The sequence below is a fragment of the Streptomyces durmitorensis genome, from assembly GCF_023498005.1.
Lineage (GTDB): Bacteria > Actinomycetota > Actinomycetes > Streptomycetales > Streptomycetaceae > Streptomyces > Streptomyces durmitorensis.
The window spans coordinates 6,461,778-6,477,947 of record NZ_CP097289.1; the positions used below are offsets into that span (position 1 = coordinate 6,461,778).

14 protein-coding genes are annotated in these 16,170 nt (G+C 71.8%); 6 read left to right on the forward strand and 8 right to left on the reverse strand.

Annotation, left to right across the window (positions count from 1 at the left end):
• Positions 1-13 precede the first annotated feature (13 nt).
• A complete protein-coding gene (locus M4V62_RS28795; protein WP_249590101.1) occupies positions 14-463 on the reverse strand; it encodes a MarR family winged helix-turn-helix transcriptional regulator in 450 nt (149 codons plus the stop codon).
• A 128-nt stretch (positions 464-591) separates the two neighbouring features.
• On the opposite strand from M4V62_RS28795, the gene M4V62_RS28800 reads away from it, so the two are divergent.
• Both M4V62_RS28800 and M4V62_RS28805 read left to right on the forward strand, forming a co-directional pair.
• Positions 592-1,638, forward strand: a complete 1,047-nt coding sequence (locus M4V62_RS28800; protein ID WP_249590102.1) for an NADP-dependent oxidoreductase — start codon at positions 592-594, stop codon at positions 1,636-1,638.
• 115 nt (positions 1,639-1,753) lie between these two features.
• Positions 1,754-2,182 (forward strand): organic hydroperoxide resistance protein, encoded by a 429-nt coding sequence (locus tag M4V62_RS28805; RefSeq protein ID WP_249590103.1) that lies wholly within the window; start codon positions 1,754-1,756, stop codon positions 2,180-2,182.
• Between the two features lie 75 nt (positions 2,183-2,257).
• Here the strand turns inward: M4V62_RS28805 and M4V62_RS28810 are convergent, their stop codons facing one another.
• Together M4V62_RS28810 and M4V62_RS28815 are read right to left on the reverse strand one after the other, a co-directional pair.
• Positions 2,258-3,439 carry a serine hydrolase domain-containing protein gene (locus M4V62_RS28810; protein WP_249590104.1) on the reverse strand — a complete coding sequence of 394 codons (1,182 nt, stop codon included), beginning with the start codon at positions 3,437-3,439 and terminating at the stop codon, positions 2,258-2,260.
• Positions 3,440-3,470: 31 nt separating this feature from the next.
• Entirely contained in the window at positions 3,471-6,074 is a 2,604-nt protein-coding gene (locus M4V62_RS28815; RefSeq protein WP_249590105.1) for a M14 family zinc carboxypeptidase, read from the reverse strand.
• A 145-nt stretch (positions 6,075-6,219) separates the two neighbouring features.
• On the opposite strand from M4V62_RS28815, the gene M4V62_RS28820 reads away from it, so the two are divergent.
• On the forward strand, positions 6,220-7,050 hold the full coding sequence (locus tag M4V62_RS28820) for an EI24 domain-containing protein (RefSeq protein ID WP_249590106.1): 831 nt from the start codon (positions 6,220-6,222) through the stop codon (positions 7,048-7,050).
• Here the strand turns inward: M4V62_RS28820 and M4V62_RS28825 are convergent.
• The 4 genes from M4V62_RS28825 to M4V62_RS28840 form a co-directional block, all read right to left on the reverse strand.
• Positions 7,031-8,329, reverse strand: coding sequence for a pyroglutamyl-peptidase I (locus M4V62_RS28825; RefSeq protein WP_430626882.1), 1,299 nt, complete (start codon positions 8,327-8,329; stop codon positions 7,031-7,033). The genes M4V62_RS28820 and M4V62_RS28825 overlap by 20 nt on opposite strands.
• Positions 8,330-8,389: 60 nt before the next feature.
• The gene (locus M4V62_RS28830; protein WP_249590107.1) at positions 8,390-9,292 is read right to left on the reverse strand and encodes an aminoglycoside phosphotransferase family protein; all 903 of its coding nucleotides are present in this window, start codon (positions 9,290-9,292) and stop codon (positions 8,390-8,392) included.
• 67 nt (positions 9,293-9,359) lie between these two features.
• The gene (locus M4V62_RS28835) at positions 9,360-10,490 is read right to left on the reverse strand and encodes a glycoside hydrolase family 113 protein (RefSeq protein WP_249590108.1); all 1,131 of its coding nucleotides are present in this window, start codon (positions 10,488-10,490) and stop codon (positions 9,360-9,362) included.
• A gap of 85 nt (positions 10,491-10,575) precedes the next feature.
• Positions 10,576-11,604 (reverse strand): LysR family transcriptional regulator, encoded by a 1,029-nt coding sequence (locus tag M4V62_RS28840; protein ID WP_425575076.1) that lies wholly within the window; start codon positions 11,602-11,604, stop codon positions 10,576-10,578.
• 49 nt (positions 11,605-11,653) lie between these two features.
• Between M4V62_RS28840 and M4V62_RS28845 the strand changes: the two genes are divergently transcribed.
• Positions 11,654-12,487, forward strand: coding sequence for an NAD(P)-dependent oxidoreductase (locus M4V62_RS28845; RefSeq protein ID WP_249590109.1), 834 nt, complete (start codon positions 11,654-11,656; stop codon positions 12,485-12,487).
• Between the two features lie 48 nt (positions 12,488-12,535).
• Positions 12,536-12,919 (forward strand): RidA family protein, encoded by a 384-nt coding sequence (locus tag M4V62_RS28850; RefSeq protein WP_249590110.1) that lies wholly within the window; start codon positions 12,536-12,538, stop codon positions 12,917-12,919.
• Here the strand turns inward: M4V62_RS28850 and M4V62_RS28855 are convergent, their stop codons facing one another.
• Entirely contained in the window at positions 12,920-13,534 is a 615-nt protein-coding gene (locus M4V62_RS28855; RefSeq protein WP_249590111.1) for a TetR/AcrR family transcriptional regulator, read from the reverse strand.
• Between the two features lie 164 nt (positions 13,535-13,698).
• Between M4V62_RS28855 and M4V62_RS28860 the strand changes: the two genes are divergently transcribed.
• Positions 13,699-16,152 (forward strand): glycoside hydrolase family 3 protein, encoded by a 2,454-nt coding sequence (locus tag M4V62_RS28860; protein WP_249590112.1) that lies wholly within the window; start codon positions 13,699-13,701, stop codon positions 16,150-16,152.
• Positions 16,153-16,170: the final 18 nt, after the last annotated feature.

Below are 16,170 nucleotides of genomic sequence, written 5' to 3' on the forward strand. Positions count from 1 at the left end.
GGTGGGGCGAGGGTCAGCCCGCGTCCTCGCCGATCATCCTGCGCAGCAGCCCGCGCAGCGAGAGCCGCTCCTCGCGGGAGAGCTCGGCCAGCGGCTCCCGCGCGAAGTCCAGCGAATCGCGCAGACTGCGGGCGACCGTCAGGCCCTCATCGGTCGGCGCCGCGAGCTTCACCCGGCGGTCGGCCGGATCGGGCCGCCGCTCGACGAGCCCGCGCGACTCAAGGCGGTCGATGATCCCCGTGATGTTCGACGGCTCACACTTCAGCTTCTGCGCTATGCGCCGCATGGGCAGCGGTTCCAGGGAGAGCAGCCCCAGGACACGTGCCTGCGCACCCGTGAGGGCGTGCTTGCCCGCCGCGGCGTCGTACTCCTCGTAGTAACGCGCGACGACCGTGCCGATGAGCTCGACGACTTCGAGCGTCAGGGGATCGGTGCGCGGGGTGCGGGAGCTGGTGGTGGCCATGCGTTCCAGGCTACCCCGATACTTGACATCATGAAATATGTAGGAGCATGGTTGTTTCACAACGTGAAGCATTTCCGCAACAGTGGCCCGCTGGAGACAGCGGCCTGAAGCAGCAGGAGGACGACCGCATGTCCGTCACCCCCGAGGCCCCCGGGTCCCAGCAGCTCCCCGCCGTCAGCCGCGAATGGCACCTCGTGCGCCGCCCGCACGGCTGGCCGGTCCCGGAGGACTTCGCGCTGCGCGAGGCCCCGGTCGCCGCCCCGGCCGACGGCCAGGTCCTGGTCCGCAACCTGCACTTCTCCGTGGACCCGTACATGCGCGGCCGGATGAACGACGTGAAGTCGTACACCCCGCCCTTCCAGCTCGACGAGCCCATGCAGGGCGGTGCGGTCGGCGAGATCATCGCCTCGAACGCCGAGGGCTACGCGGTGGGCGACCACGTCCTGCACTTCGGCGGCTGGCGCGAGTACGCGACCCTCCCCGCCAAGCACGCCACCAAGGTGGACGGCAGCGCCGCGCCGCTCTCGGCGTACCTCGGCGTGCTCGGCATGACGGGTCTGACGGCGTACGCGGGCCTCTTCGAGGTCGCCTCCTTCAAGGAGGGCGACGCGGTCTTCGTCTCCGGCGCAGCGGGTGCCGTCGGCGCCCAGGTCGGTCAGATGGCCAAGCTCAAGGGTGCGTCGCGCGTCATCGGCTCCGCGGGCTCGGACGAGAAGGTCAAGCTCCTCGTCGAGGAGTACGGCTTCGACGCCGCGTTCAACTACAAGGACCCGCGCCCGGTCGTGGAGCAGCTGAAGGAGGCGGCCCCCGACGGCATCGACGTCTACTTCGACAACGTGGGCGGCGAGCACCTCGAAGCCGCCATCAGCCGCATGAACGTGCACGGCCGCGCCACCATCTGCGGCATGATCGCCGCCTACAACGACACCGAGCCGACGCCGGGCCCGCGCAACATGGCCATGATCATCGGCAAGCGCCTGCGCCTCCAGGGCGTGCTCGTCGGGGACCACGAGGCGCTTCAGCCGCAGTTCGTGGCCGAGGTCGGCGCGTGGATCCGCTCCGGTGAGCTCAAGTACAACGAGACGTTCGTCGAGGGCGTCGAGAACGGCGTCGAGGCGTTCCTCGGCATGCTGCGCGGCGAGAACACGGGAAAGATGATCGTTTCCCTGGTCTGAGGCGCGGGCATACGAGGCTTGGCGCCGGATGGTTTTCCGGCATCCGATAAAGTGATTCCACATTGTCGCGACTGTGGGCGCGCATCGCGGAACATCTCAGGAGGAACCGGCACTTATGTCCATCCAGCAGATCGACGTCAAGTACACCGCCGTCGCCACCGCCGAGAACGGCCGTGACGGCCGCGTCGCCACCGATGACGGCAAGCTCGACGTCGTCGTCAACCCGCCGAAGGAGATGGGCGGCAGCGGCGCCGGCACCAACCCCGAGCAGCTCTTCGCGGCCGGCTACAGCGCCTGCTTCCAGGGCGCGCTCGGCGTGGTCGCCCGCAAGGAGAACGCCGACATCTCCGGCTCGACCGTCACCGCCAAGGTCGGCATAGGCCAGACCGAGGCCGGCGGCTTCGGCCTGGAGGTCGCGATCACCGCCTCCATCCCGAACGTGGACGCGGCCACCGCGCAGGCCCTGATCGAGAAGGCGCACCAGGTGTGCCCGTACTCGAGCGCCACGCGCGGCAACGTCAAGGTGGAGCTCGCGGTCGCCTGACCAGCGCGTTCGCGTACGTGACGGAGGGCCGCACCCCGGAAAGGGGTGCGGCCCTCCGTCACGTGGTCCGGCCGCTCAGCAGCTCACGGCGGTTGTGTGGATAGCCGCGTGGAGGGCTGTGTGGATGGCCCGCACGAGAGGCTCGTCCTCCGGGGGCGGTCCACCGGGGAAGGGAAACCGGCGCCGCGTATAGCCGTAGGCGAGTCCGCTGCGCGGATCGGCGAACGCCTGCGAGCCGCCCACGCCCTTGTGTCCGATGGACCCCGCGCCGAGGAACGGATACCCGGCTTCGGCGGTGCTCTGGAACCCCACCCCGAACGACTTGTGGGCCTGCGTCACCAGGTCGTACCCGTTGGAATGGATCTGCCCGAACTCGGCCACGGTGTCCGCCTTCAGGAGCGGATCCCGCCCGTCGAGCCCGCTGACCGCCGCCGCGTACATCCCGGCGAGACCGCGCGCGGAGGCGACACCGCCGACGGAGGCGGGCCCCTTGGCGCGCACCAGACGGGAGTTGGGGAGCGCCTGGAGGCCGGTGGGGTGTGCGCCGTTGCGGTTGAAGGCGATGGAGTTCAGGGTGTGCGGCTGCGGCGGCTGCGCGTCGAGGAAGGCCTGCTCCGTGGCGGACGGGATCATCGGCAGTACGGAGCGGAAGCGGGGTTCGAGCGCTTCGGGGAGCCCGAGGTGGAAGTCGAGACCGTACGGGGCGCGGACCCGCTCCTCGTACACCTCCTGCAGTGTCTGCCCGGTGGCCCGGAACACGACCTCACCGGCCAGCGCGCCGATGGAGAACGCGTGGTAGCCGAAGGCGGTGCCGGGGCGCCAGTAGGGCCGCTGGGCCGCGAGGCGGGCGGCGATGGCGCGGTCGTCCGCGACCTCATCGGGGCTGAAGCCGCTGTCGGCGCCGACGATGCCCGCGCGGTGCGAGAGGAGCTCCCGGAGGGTGATGCGCCCCTTGCCCTCGGCGGCGAACTCCGGCCAGTAGTGGGCCACTTCGCGATCCAGGTCCAGGGTGCCGTCCTGGACGAGCAAGGCCATGACGAGGTGGGCCGCGCCCTTCGTGGACGAGTACACCCCGAAGAGGGTGGTGCCGTCGGTGTCCGGCCCCACCCACAGGTCGACGACCTGCTTTCCCCTGACGTACGCGGCGAGTTGAGCGGCATGATCGGGCTTCTCCCCGGCGAGCAGGGCGGTGAACGCGTCCCGCACGGCTTCGTATCCGGCTGCGGTGGTGCCTTGGATCCTGATCTCACGTGTCATGCGTTCTCCCTCCCCAACCCCGCCCCCAACCTCAGCTCACACTCAACAAAGCCCGCCCCACCTGCGGGAAAGCCCCCTTCGGGTGGTCCCGGAACAGCGGCTCGGTGCCGAAGAGAACGACACGCGACCCCGCAGCAGCCCCACTCACGACAGAAGCCTGCCCCGCGGCATCAGAGGGCCCACCGGCGCCGCCCTCGCCAGCGCGCCAGTGCCCGGACAGCAACGGATTCCCGCCCCCATACGACTGCTCCACCCGCACACCACTCCCAAGCCCCTTGAACCACATGGGCGCGTAGACGAACGAATGCGAAGGCGCACCCCCAGTAACAGGGCCGCCGGAATTCACGACCCGCACCACACCATTAGCGTCCCCGTTCCCGGAGACCGCCTCAACGGAAAGCAACTTCGCGTCGGAGTTCAACGCGGCCCCCTCCGCACCACGCCCGACAAGGCCACCCCCACCCGCGAGGAAGTCGTCGAGCCCGGCTCGGGCCCCGGCGTTCAGCTCCCCGTACGAAAGCCCCGCCGACACGAACAGCGCGCCCACGCCCGACTTCTTCCAGTCGAAACCGCCGTTGAGGACATCCGTCGAAACCGGCACCACGTCGAAGTTCATCTCCCGCAGAGCGAACAGCTCACCGGGAGTGACAGCCGCCGCGACCCGCGTGGGACGCACGACAGCGCCGCCCTTCGCCTTGGTCGCGTCGAAGGCGACGTCGTACTTCCTCGCCGCGACGACCGCCGCACCCCGCGCCGCCGACGGCAGGATCACGCTCCCGTCGTCGGCCCGCCGCACGGAAGTCCCCCGCGCCAGCAGCCAGTTGAGTGCCGACACCTCCCGCGCGTCGTCGAGCCGCAGCCGAAGATCCCCGCGTGAGGCGACATGACCGACCCGCGACGAGGTGTCCACGACGCGCGTGCGCACGCCGGACAGCGAGCCGCCCTTCACCTGGTCCACCGTCGCGCCCCACAGCCGCCCGAGGCTCCACCCCGAGATGTCGTACATGGTGGAGACCTTGTCGCTGATGTCGCGTCCGTCGGCGAGCATCACATTGGCGAGCCCGCGCTTGGGCTGACGCATGTCGACGACGTACGAACCCTCGGCGTACGAGGTCCCGCCGAGGCGGAAGTCCCTTGTCGCGCGCCGCACTTGGACGTCGTTGTCGAGCAGGTGCTCCACGAGCCGCGAGGCCGCCGCGGCCGAGCGCTGGCCGCGCTCGCCCTTCTCCTTGCCCCGCGGGATCACGTACGCACGGGGGAAGTCGGTCGTGTAGACGTCCTCCGGGCCGATGCCCGGCACCCCGGGCACGGTCTCCGGCGAGACCGGCACCTGCGCGGCGCCCGTCGCGCCCCGCCGGAACGTCTCGATCTGATCGGCGATCACCGAAGTCCGGTGCTTGTGCGTGTAGTCGAGCGTGGCCGTCATCGCGGCTCCCGCGATGTCCACGTTGATCGCGGACCGCCGCCGCAGCTCAGGCACCGAGAGGTCGTCGTACTCGTCGTTGTTGACCGTCATCGGGAACTCGATGGTGTGCGCCGCGACCGCGCCGTGGAACGGCATGTACTGCGGGGTGAAGATCGGCGGCCAGTCGTCCCAGCCCTCTTCCTGGTCGCGGAAGGGGATGATCGCGGGCTCCACGCCGTCCTTCTCGGGGGTGTAGCCGAGGCCGTTGACCGCGGCTTCCATGCCGAGGGCGTTGGCGTAGGTGTTCTTGAGGAAGAGGTCGTACTCGTAGTTCTCGCCGTGCGGGGGAGTCGTCGGCTCGATCAGCGTGCCGTTGACGTACCCGTGCAGGTCGATCATGACCGCGGGCTGCTTGTCGATGGCGATCTGCCGCATCGCGCGGACCTCGGGCTGCGAGGCGGTGATGAAGTCGCGGTTGAGGTCGAAGCCGTTGGCGTTGGGGCGGGTGCCCGCGATGCGGCCGTCGGGGTTGGCCGTGACGTTGAAGTACAGCCGGTTGTGGGCCAGCAGGTCCCGCGTCTCGCCGTCCTTGGCCTTCGCGAGCTTCTCGATGAGCTTGAGGGCGGCGTCCGTGCCCTCCCACTCGTTGCCGTGGATGTTGTTGTTGATGAAGACCGGCGTCTTGTACGAGGACTTGACCGCCGGATCCTTCGCGGCCGCGCCCGGCGCGTTCTCGATGAGGTCGCGCATCCGCTCCTGGCGTGCGGTCTCCTTGGCGGACTCGGGAGAGGTGACCGTCACCAGATAGAGCTGGTGCCCGCCCGCCGAACGGCCCGCGATCTCCACGCTGACGCGGTCGCCGACGCCCTGGATGTCATTCAGCCTGGGGGCTACGGAGTGATAGGGGGCCAGGCCCAGCTTTATCGACTTGTCGTCCGGATTGACGGGGGGTGGCGTCAGCTTCTGTTCGCGGGGATAGCCGCGGTCCTTGCCGAGACCGGAGTCTAGGCCGGGGCTGTCCGCGGCTCCCAGGGCCCGGTCCGCGGCGCTCTCCGGAGCCTTCGCGGCCCGTTCCGTACTGCTGAGGGGCGAGCCCTCGCGGAGGATGTCGCGGCCGCCCGGACTCGGGTCGGCGGTCGCGCTGCCGGGGGCGAGAGCGGTGAGGACAAGGGCGCCCGCCGAGACGAGGGTGGTGAGCAGAACGGGTCTGGATGGCCGGGATATGCCCATACGTACCTCCGGAAGAAAGCGGATGGAGAGCTGGAGAGAAGTCAGTACGCGTGGTCTACCGGTTCAACCCCCGCGCAACAAGAGGGCCTTGCGCCCCAAGCGTCCCGTGGACCGCAGGTCGCGACCGGCGGATAGGGTGTGCGGCATGCGTGATCTGGGACGAGGCTTCGGCTACTTGATGAAGGGCCAGCGCTGGGTCGCCCAGCACGGCAAGCAGTACGGAGTCGGCCTGCTGCCCGGCCTCATCACCCTGCTTCTCTACGCGGCCGCGCTCGTCGCGCTCGCCCTGTGGGGCACGGACTTCGTCGGCTGGGCCACGCCGTTCGCGGACGACTGGTCCTCTCCGTGGACCGGCCTGTTCCGCGGCTTCCTCACGGCGCTGCTCTTCGCGCTCGCACTCCTCCTCTCGGTGATCACCTTCACGGCGGTGACGCTCCTGGTGGGCCAGCCCTTCTACGAGTCGCTGTCGGAGAAGGTCGACATCTCCGTCGCCGGGTTCGCCCCCGAGTCGGGCCTGCCGCTCTGGCGCGAACTGTGGATCTCCGCGCGCGACAGCCTCCGCATCGTCCTGCGGGCCGCCGTCTGGGGCATCCTGCTCTTCGCCCTCGGCTTCATCCCGGTCGTCGGCCAGACCGTGGTCCCGGTGGTCGGCTTCTGCGTGACGGGCTTCTTCCTCGTCGAGGAGCTGACGGCGGTGGCGCTCCAGCGCCGTGGCGTCGAGGCCCGCGAACGGCTCGCGCTGCTGCGCGGCCGCAGGCAGCTGGCGTGGGGCTTCGGCACCCCGCTCGCCGTGGCCTTCCTGGTCCCGTTCGTCGCGGTGTTCCTGATGCCGGGGGCGGTCGCGGGCGCGACGCTGATGGCGCGGGAACTGATCGGCGAGGACGGGCCGGACGACGACCCGCGGGGACCGGCGGCCGGTTCGGCCGATGCCTCCGGTCCCGGCGGGCAGGCGTCCGCTACCGGCGGGCGTCCATAGCCGTCGTCAGGATCTTCTTCACCTGCGCGATGATGTCGAGCCGGTTGCGCACGAACTCCGGATCGGTGATCTTCCCCGTGGCCGGATCCGTGTTGCCCGCCCCGAACTGGAGGATCGGCGTGTGCACATGGCCGCCGGGCAGCCGGTCGTGCAGCCCGAGCCGGTCGCGGAGCAGCGTCGCACGGTAGGCGATCTCGTTCGACAGGTAGTTGCCGCCGCCGCCCTCGCGGGCCGTCGACCCTGCGGTGGGCCCGTCGGGACGGACCACGGGAGCACTCTGGCCCGCCGGGATCTCGGTCACCGAGGTGTTGTCGTACACGGGGAAGCGGCCGGTCTGGGCGCTCACGATCTCCTTGTACGGGAGGGTCGTGGACGTCCACTGGGGCTGCGAGGCCGGGTCGTCGACCGGGACCGTCTCCGTGCGCGAGAGGTTCTCGTTGTCAGGGAAGCCGCCCCGCCAGGCCCCGTTGGTCCGCTCGATGTCGAAGCGGCCCGCGCGGCCCTGGCTGATGGTGGTGAAGAGGTCGACGCGGGGGAGGTGGGCGCGCAGGGTGCGCTCGACCGTCCCCTGCGCGAAGTCGTCCCAGCGGACGGGGAAGACGGCGGTCTCCACGCGGGCGGGCCCGTCGGCGGTCTCGATGACGGTGCCGTCGAGCGCGAGTGCGGTGGCGCCGGACGGGTTGCTGATGCGGACGTCCCGGTCGAGCGTGAACGGGTCGAAGCCGGTGACGAGGATGCGCTTGAGGCGGTGGCCCGCGCGGTCCTTCTTCGGGTAGCGGATGGAGTCGTGCCCGCGCGAGGCGTCCTCCAACGCCCGTATGAGACGGCTGTGCCGGGCCTCGCTCACCCCGAAACGGGTCGGCTCCCACTGCCGGAGCTCCCGCGTCATGCCGAGCCGGGCCCAGTACAACGGCCGGTCGTCGTCCCGGCTCAGGGCTTCGTCGTTCCCGCCCGCGGGACCCCGCCCCTGGGCCCGGTCGACGGCACGCCGCCACAGGGCCTCTCCCTGCCGTTCGACGATGCGTTTGGCCTCGCCGTACGAGTGGGCGCGTTCGAGGGCCCGCGCGAACTGCGGGGCCACGGTGTCGAATCCGCTGCGCCGCAGGATCTCCTGCGGCGCGGCCCGGTCGAGTCGCTGCTCCTCGGTGGTGGCGGCCGGTGCGGCGGCCGGTGCGTCGGCCGGTGCGGTGGCCGCCGCCGCGGGCACGGCGGCGAGGGACAGCAGGAGGGTGACGCCGAGCGCGGTGAACCGAGGGGATCCAGTTGGCTTGAGTGACACGGGAGTCCTTCCGTGGCCGGTGGGGGTGATCGCAGTATTCCGGCAGGAAGGCGGCGCCCGCTAGCAGTTCACGGCTGCGTGATCCGCGAGGATCTCGCCGATCACGTGGCGCGCGATCCTCGCGATGGTGGCGTTCCTCGTCCGGTAGTACGGCAGCTCGATGAGCGCGATGGACAGGGCCCAGCCGCGCCCCCGTGCCCACGTCGCGTCGTCGACGCCCAGGGCGGCGCGGAAGGTCTCCCGTACATCGGCCGTCAGGAGGCTCCACGCGGTGATCAGGTCGACGGCGGGTTCGCCGTGCCCCATGCACCCGAAGTCGATGACGGCGCTGAGCCGCCCGTCGGCGGTGAGCAGGTTCCCGGGCTGGAGGTCGGCGTGGACCCACACCGGCGGCCCGTCCCAGCCGGGCGCGCGCAGGGCGGCCTCCCAGGCGGCGGTGGCGGCATCGGTGTCGATGACGCCGTGGAGCCGCGCGATGGCCTCGCGGGTATCGGCGTCCCGGCGTGCGAGGGGCCCGCTGCGGTACGCGCGAGGCGCGTCAGCGGGATCGACGCGTTGCAGTGCCATGACGAACTCCGCCAGGTCGGCGGCGAACAGGCCGGGTTCGTCCAGGCCGCCGACGACCGGATTCTCGCCCTCCAGCCAGCGGTAGACGTACCAGGGCCAGGCGAACCCCTCCCCGGGCTCGCCCTCTCCGAGCGGCGCGGGGATGGCGAGGGGCAACGAGGGCGCGAGCCGCGGCAGAAGAAGCATCTCGCGCTGTACGTCCTCCACGCCGCCCTCGATGCGGGGGAGCCGGACGGCCATGTCGTCGCCGAGGCGGTAGATGGCGTTGACGGTGCCGTTCGATTCGACGGGCTCGACCTTGAGGCCGGCCCACTCGGGGAACTGCGCGGCGAGCAGCCGGCGTACGAGGGGCGTGTCGATGTCGGCTTCGTCGGCGTGCATCTTGGCGGGGGACATGCGGGCCTTCCGGGGCGGCGGGGAAGTGTGGGCCGACGCTGATCGAAGCTGGCGGGGGCGCGTCAGGTCAACCGGATTCCGCGTGCCGTGCCGCGCGCCCGTAGTGTTCGGCCACCGCGTGGAACGCCTCCTTCGGCTCCCAGTGCCAGCGGCCTGAAGGCCCCTCCTCGATCGTCTTCACGATGCTGTAGCTCGCCATGTCGAGGTCGTGGCGCGGGTCCGGCCTGTGCGGGGCGTCGGGACTGACGAAGTTGTAGAGCGTCGCGGAGTAGAGGTCCATCGACTCGAAGACGTCCAGTACGTCGGTGAGGTACGCGGCCTGGGTCCGCTCGCTGCGGACGAGCCCGTCCTTGATCTGGGGCGGCTCCTTCGTGTAGTCGACGACGTCCCACCCCATGCCGCCCTGCTCCGGCGCGCCCCGGAACGTGCACGTGCCGAACTCGGTGATCGCGACGGGCTTCCCCCAGCGCCGACAGGGCGCCAGGTCACGGACGTACCCTGCCCGACTGCGGTGATACCCGTAGTAGTTGACGCTCACGACGTCGAACAGACCCCAGTCGACCTCGTCCCCCTCGGCGGCCCCGTACGTCAGACCGCCCCCGAAGACGGACCTGCCGACCGCGGCCGCCCGCCCGATGAACCGCTTCAGGCGCCGCTGCATCAGCACGGGGTCGAAGTTCCCCTTGGTGATGTTCTCGATCCGCTCCACGGCGCTGTCGCCGGGCACGATCCCTGGCACGAACAGCACGAACTCGCAGCCCACACTCAGCTGGACCGCCGCGCCCTGCCGCCGCAGCCGCTCGGCGTGCCGGCCGGTCTCCGCGATGTGGTCGAGGATCTCCCGCTCGGGGCGGTCGGCCAGGCGCGGCTGGAGCCACACGTGCAGTCCGCGTTCGGCGGCCTCCGTCGCACTCGCGCCGAGCCGCTCGACGCCGTCGCCGAAGACGGAGACGGTGGTGGCGTGCAGCCGTTCCTGGATCGCGCACATGTCCTCGCGCATGCGGGCCGCGTTCCAGCCGGTCGCGGGTGTCTCGCCCGCGCCGACCTCGTAGCAGACGCCCCGATACGTGAGCCCGCCCGTCCGGCGGCCGGTGGCGACGGCGGGTGCCGCCGCCAGGAGCCCCCCTGCCGCCGCCGCGACGCCCACGGCCCCCGCCCCGGCCAGAAACCGCGCCCGGTCGATCCCGCCACTCGCCACGGTGCCTCCCCTGTGTCCGTCCGTACGGTCCGCACGGTGGGCCCAGTCTTGCCAGCGCCGCCACCGCGCCTCGACCGCCGTCGGTCTACGGCGCGGGCGACTTTGGTGGCAACGCACCGCCCCCGCGGGCGACTTGAGTCGCGCGCAGCGCCTCCAGGAACGGGCCTACGGCCGGCGCCGCCGCCCGGCCCCGCGCCGTCGCCGCGTACACGGCACGCGGCGGAGCGTCCTCGTCGCGGACCGGGACCAGGGCGATGTCCGGGCGGACCGAATCGGCGGCCAGCGCGGGCACCAGGGTCACGCCGAGACCGGCGGCCACATAGCCCTGCTTGGCGGTCCACTCGGCGACGACATGGGCGACCCTCGGGCGGAAACCGTGCCGGTGCGCCTCCTCCAGGAGGGTCCCCTCGGCCTGCGCGCTGCCGGATATCCAGTCCTCCGAGGCGAGTTGGGACAGACGGACGGACGCGCTGCCAGCCAGCGGGTGGTCCGCGGGGACGGCGACGTACAGCCCCTCGTCCAGGAGGTGATGCAGTGCGTACGCCGCCATGTCGCCGCCGCTCAGCGCCCCGCCCGTCGAGGAGACGATCGCCAGGTCGAGATCGCCGTCCCCGAGGCGCGCGAGCAGCCTGGGCGTAAGCCCCTCCTCGCGGGTGAGCGTCACGCCGGGGTGCCGCGCGCGGAACGCCGCGATGGCCCGTGGCACGAGCGCCGCGTCGGCCGTCGCGAACGCCCCGAAGCGCAGGCTCCCACCGGTCAGGTCCCGCAGTGCCGTCAACTCCCGTTGCATGGCGCTGAGTCGGGCCACCATCTCCTCGGCGTACGGCAGGAGGGTGCGGCCGTGGGCGGTCAGGCGTACGCCCCTCGGCAGCCGGTCGAAGAGCGGGGCGCCGCCGAGGGCCGCCTCCAGCGAGGAGATCTGGCGCGAGACGGCGGACTGCGTCCAGCCGAGCCCGCGGGCGGCCACGGTGAAGGAGCCGTGCCGCGCGACGTCCAGGAAGGCACGGAGCCAGACGGTGGAGAGCTCGGGCAGTGTCGGGGCCTGGGGCGTCGGCGCCTCGGCTCGCGGGGCCTGGGCCATCCGTGCGGTATGCGGAGAAGGCATGGCTCGCATGCTAGACACTCGCTTGTCGCATCCCGTGGCCGGGCCTAGCGTCGGACGCATGGAGAAGATCGCGTTTCTTGGACTGGGGCACATGGGCACGCCGATGGCCCGCCAACTGCTCGCGGCAGGACATCCGTTGACGGTCTGGAACCGGACCGCCGGGAAGGCGGATCCGCTGGTGGCGGCGGGGGCCCGGCTCGCCACCGACCCCGCCGAGGCCGTGCGTGACGCCGATGTCGTCATCACCATGCTCGCGGGCCCCGACGCGGTGCGTGCCGTCGCCGACGCCATCGTGCCCGAGCTGCGGCCGGGAACCCACTGGGCGGAGATGTCCACCGTCGGACCCGATGTCGTACGGGAGTTGGGGGCGAGGGTGCCGGACGGCGTGACCCTCGTCGACGCGCCCGTCATGGGGAGCACGGACAAGGCCGCGTCGGGGCGGCTCGGTATTCTCGCCGGTGGCGATGCGGACGGGGCCGAGCGGGTCCTCGCCCGCTTCGGTCCGGTGACGCGTACGGGACCGCTCGGTTCGGGGGCCGCGCTGAAGCTCGTCGTCAACACGGCCGTCATCGGGGGTGTGGCCCTCGTGGCCGAGGCGATGAAGCTGGCGGACGCGCTGGGCCTCGACGAGGAGACGGCCAAGGCGGCGCTGGCGGGAGGGCCGCTCGGGGGTGCGGTGGGCCGCGCCTTCGCCACGGACGTGCACTTCGGCAGCGACCTCGCCGTGAAGGACGTGGCGCTGGCGACGGGCGTCACCGAACTCCCGGCGATGGAGGCAGTGCTGGCCCACTACGAGGCGGCCGCCGCCGACCCGGACGTCGTGCACGAGGACATCGCGCGGGCGGTCGCCCACATCCGTTCCCGCGACGACGCCCGGAAGCCGAAGCCGTGACCCGGCATGCACTGGACCCGGCCTGACAGTGGAGGAGCACCCCGCACCATGAACATCACCATCGACAACCCCGCGTCCGCGCCCCAGCCCCTGGGCCCTTACTCCCAGGTCGCCCGGGTCGACATGGAGGGCGGCGGCGCCCTGTTGTACCTCTCGGGCCAGATCGCCGAAGGCGACGGCGTCGCCGCTCAGAGCCGGGGGATCTTCGAGGCCCTGTCCGCCCTGCTCGCGGCGCACGGTGCGACGCTCGACGACGTCATCAACATCCGTACGTTCATGACGGACCTCGGCGACCTCCCCGCATACGCCGCTGTACGCACCGGCTACCTGACCGCGACGCCGCCCACCAGCACCACGGTCGAGGTGCCCCGGCTCTTCCGGCCTGAGGCGCTCATCGAGATCGACGTCGTGGCGGCCGTCCGGGCCACCTGATCACTCGCTGCCGCTGCCGCTGTCGCTGCTGCTGCCGCCGCCGCTGTCGCCCAGCAGCCCCAGGAAGTCCCTGAACGCCCCCGCCATGTCCACCGATTCGGGGTCCAGGAGCCACTGGTACTGGAGCCCGTCCATCACCGCGACGAGCAGCGGCGCCGCCGCCTCCGGAGTGAGGCCGCCCGGCAGCCGGTCCCCGTACTCCACGCGCAGGACCGCCGCGAACTTCTCCCGCACCGATCCGTACCGTTCGGTGAAGTAGCCGCGCGCCGGGTGGCCGTCCGTGACGCTCTCGCCGAGCAGCGCGGAGAAGGTCTGGATGATGCCGGGGCGCATCGCGTTGTACTCGACGAGCGAGCCGAGCAGGTCGAGGCGGATGTCGTTCGCCGGTACGGCGTCCCACTGGTCGCGGGCCTCCAGGACGGCGACCAGGAGCGCCTCCTTGGTCGGGAAGTAGTGCAGCAGGCCCTGCTGGGTCAGGCCGACCCGCTCGGCGACGGCGCCCAGGCTCGCGCCCCGGTAGCCGCGCTCGGCGATCACCTCCAGGGCGGCCCGGAGGATCTCCGCGCGCCGCTCCTCGCTCCTGGCCCTGCTCGTGGCCTTGGCCTTGGGCGCCATCGCGTCTGCCCTTTCACGTTCTCGTTCTCGGTCCTGCTCGCGGGACGACCGTACGTCATGCTCCCACCAATGTAACGTCCAGATCACGAAACCTACCGGTCTACAGGTAGCCGAGGCAGGATGGAGGCAACGTACGGAACGGACTTCAACGAGGAGGTACCGCCATGGCGGGAACCCAGGGCCCCGGAGCCACGCAGGCCGACCAGGCGCGCGAGGGGGTCGTCCAGGCCGCGCTCGCCGCGCTCGATCTGGACGCCAAGGCCCGGCTGCTCGGCGGGCGTGACATGTGGTCGCTGCACGCGCTGCCCGAGATCGGACTTGCGCCCCTGGTGATGTCGGACGGCCCGATCGGCGTGCGCGGCACCCGCTGGACCGCCGACGACCCCTCCATCGCCCTGCCGTCCCCGACCGCGCTCGCCGCCACCTGGGACCAGGACCTCGCCCGCCGCGCGGGCACCCTCCTCGCCCAGGAGGCCCGCCGCAAGGGTGTCCACGTCCTCCTCGCGCCCACCGTCAACCTGCACCGCTCGCCGCTGGGCGGCCGGCACTTCGAGGCGTACAGCGAGGACCCGTATCTGACCGGCGTCATCGGCACCGGCTACGTCCAGGGCGTGCAGGCGGGCGGCGTCGGCACGACCGTCAAGCACTTCGTCGCGAACGACGCCGAGACCGACCGCTTCACCGTCGACAACAAGGTCGGCGCGCGTGCCCTGCGCGAGCTGTACCTCGCGCCCTTCGAGGCGATCGTCACCAACGCCCACCCCTGGGGCATCATGACCGCGTACAACCAGGTCAACGGCTCGACGATGACCGAGCACCGCTACCTGGTGAACGAGGTCCTGCGCGGCGAATGGGGCTTCGACGGCTTCAACGTCTCCGACTGGATGGCCGCCCGCTCCACCACCGGCACCATCGAGGGCGGCCTCGACGCCGCCATGCCGGGACCGCGGACCGTGTACGGCGAGGTGCTCGCCGATGCGGTGCGCGCCGGCCAGGTCAAGGAGTCCACGGTCGACGACGCCGTGCGCAACGTCCTGCGCCTGGCCGCCCGCGTCGGCATCCTCGAAGGCGCCGAGCCCGTGGTCGCCGATGTCCCCGCCGAGATCGACGGCGAGGCGCTCGCCCGCGAGATCGCCCGCCGCGCCTTCGTCCTCGTGCGCAATGAGAACGACGTGCTGCCGCTGGGCCCCGCCGCCTCCGTCGCGCTCATCGGCGCCGCCGCGCGCGACGCCCGCGTCCTGGGCGGCGGCTCCGCCACCGTCTTCCCCGCGCGCGTGATCTCCCCGCTGGACGGCCTGACGGCGGCTCTCGGCGAGGACACCCTGACGTACGCCGTCGGCGCCGACCCGAGCGACGAACTCGCCCCCGCCGACAAGGGGTTCACGCTGCGCGCCGTCTGCCGCGACGACGAGGGCAACGTCCTGGGCGAGGGCAACCTCCCCTCCGGCCAGGTCCAGTGGATCGGCGACGACCTGCCCGACGGCGTCACCCACGAGACGATGGCCTCCATCGAGGTCGTCGGCACGTTCACGCCGCGCGAGAGCGGCGAGCACTCCTTCGGCACGCGCGGTCTTGGCGACTTCACGCTCACCGTCGCCGGCGAGGTCGTCTTCGACGGCTCCGAGGTGATGGGCGCCGGGTCCGACCCCTTCGAGGCGTTCTTCGGCTCACCGGTCGAGCGCGCCAAGGTGCGCCTGACGGCGGGCGAGACCGTCGAGGTCTCCCTGCGCCACCCGCTCGACAGGACGTACGAGGCCCCGCTGCCCGGCGTCGTGTTCTCCTTCGTGCACCTCGGGCCGCGGCGCGACCCCGACGAGCTGATCGCGGAGGCCGTCGACGCGGCACGCGGCGCCGACACCGCGGTCGTGGTCGTCGCCACCACCGAGCGGGTCGAGTCCGAGGGCTTCGACCGGCAGGACCTGCGGCTCCCCGGCCGCCAGGACGAGCTGGTGCGCGCGGTCGCCGCGGCCAATCCCCGTACGGTCGTGGTCGTCAACTCCGGCTCCCCGGTGGAGCTTCCGTGGCGCGAGGACGTCGCTGCGGTGCTGCTCGGCTGGTTCCCGGGGCAGGAGGGCGGCGCCGCACTCGCCGACGTGCTGCTCGGCGCGCGGGAGCCGGGCGGACGGCTGCCCACGACCTGGGGCGCCCTGGCGGACGCCCCGGTCACCCGGGTCGGCCCGACCGAGGGCGAACTCGCCTACACCGAGGGCGTGTTCATCGGCTACCGCGCCTGGGAGAAGGCGCAGGTCACTCCTGTCTACGCCTTCGGCCACGGCCTCGGCTACACCGACTGGACGTACGAGTCCCTCGTCGTGGAGGGCACGACGGCCACGGTCCGCGTGCGCAACTCCGGCCCCCGCGCGGGCCGCGAGGTCGTCCAGGTCTATCTCGCCCCGGCCGCGAACGACGGCGACCGCCCGGCTCGCTGGCTCGCGGGCTTCGCGGGGGCCGAGGCCGCGCCCGGCGAGAGCGTGGAGGTGCGGATCGAACTCCCGCGCCGCGCCTTCGAGATCTGGGACGAGTCCACCAACACCTGGGCCCACCAAGCCGGTTCGTACGAGGTGCAGGCGGGCCGCTCCATCGCCGACCGCAGGCTGAGCGAGACGATCGCCGTCTGATCCTCGGTGCTCGGGCGC

Excerpts from the sequence above, each read along its gene's own strand:
- M4V62_RS28795 (WP_249590101.1), bottom strand. The coding sequence starts at position 463 with ATGGCCACCACCAGCTCCCGCACCCCGCGCACCGATCCCCTGACGCTC.
- M4V62_RS28800 (WP_249590102.1), top strand. The coding sequence starts at position 592 with ATGTCCGTCACCCCCGAGGCCCCCGGGTCCCAGCAGCTCCCCGCCGTC.
- M4V62_RS28805 (WP_249590103.1), top strand. The coding sequence starts at position 1,754 with ATGTCCATCCAGCAGATCGACGTCAAGTACACCGCCGTCGCCACCGCC.
- M4V62_RS28810 (WP_249590104.1), bottom strand. The coding sequence starts at position 3,439 with ATGACACGTGAGATCAGGATCCAAGGCACCACCGCAGCCGGATACGAA.
- M4V62_RS28815 (WP_249590105.1), bottom strand. The coding sequence starts at position 6,074 with ATGGGCATATCCCGGCCATCCAGACCCGTTCTGCTCACCACCCTCGTC.
- M4V62_RS28820 (WP_249590106.1), top strand. The coding sequence starts at position 6,220 with ATGCGTGATCTGGGACGAGGCTTCGGCTACTTGATGAAGGGCCAGCGC.
- M4V62_RS28830 (WP_249590107.1), bottom strand. The coding sequence starts at position 9,292 with ATGTCCCCCGCCAAGATGCACGCCGACGAAGCCGACATCGACACGCCC.
- M4V62_RS28840 (WP_425575076.1), bottom strand. The coding sequence starts at position 11,604 with ATGCGAGCCATGCCTTCTCCGCATACCGCACGGATGGCCCAGGCCCCG.
- M4V62_RS28845 (WP_249590109.1), top strand. The coding sequence starts at position 11,654 with ATGGAGAAGATCGCGTTTCTTGGACTGGGGCACATGGGCACGCCGATG.
- M4V62_RS28850 (WP_249590110.1), top strand. The coding sequence starts at position 12,536 with ATGAACATCACCATCGACAACCCCGCGTCCGCGCCCCAGCCCCTGGGC.
- M4V62_RS28855 (WP_249590111.1), bottom strand. The coding sequence starts at position 13,534 with ATGGCGCCCAAGGCCAAGGCCACGAGCAGGGCCAGGAGCGAGGAGCGG.
- M4V62_RS28860 (WP_249590112.1), top strand. The coding sequence starts at position 13,699 with ATGGCGGGAACCCAGGGCCCCGGAGCCACGCAGGCCGACCAGGCGCGC.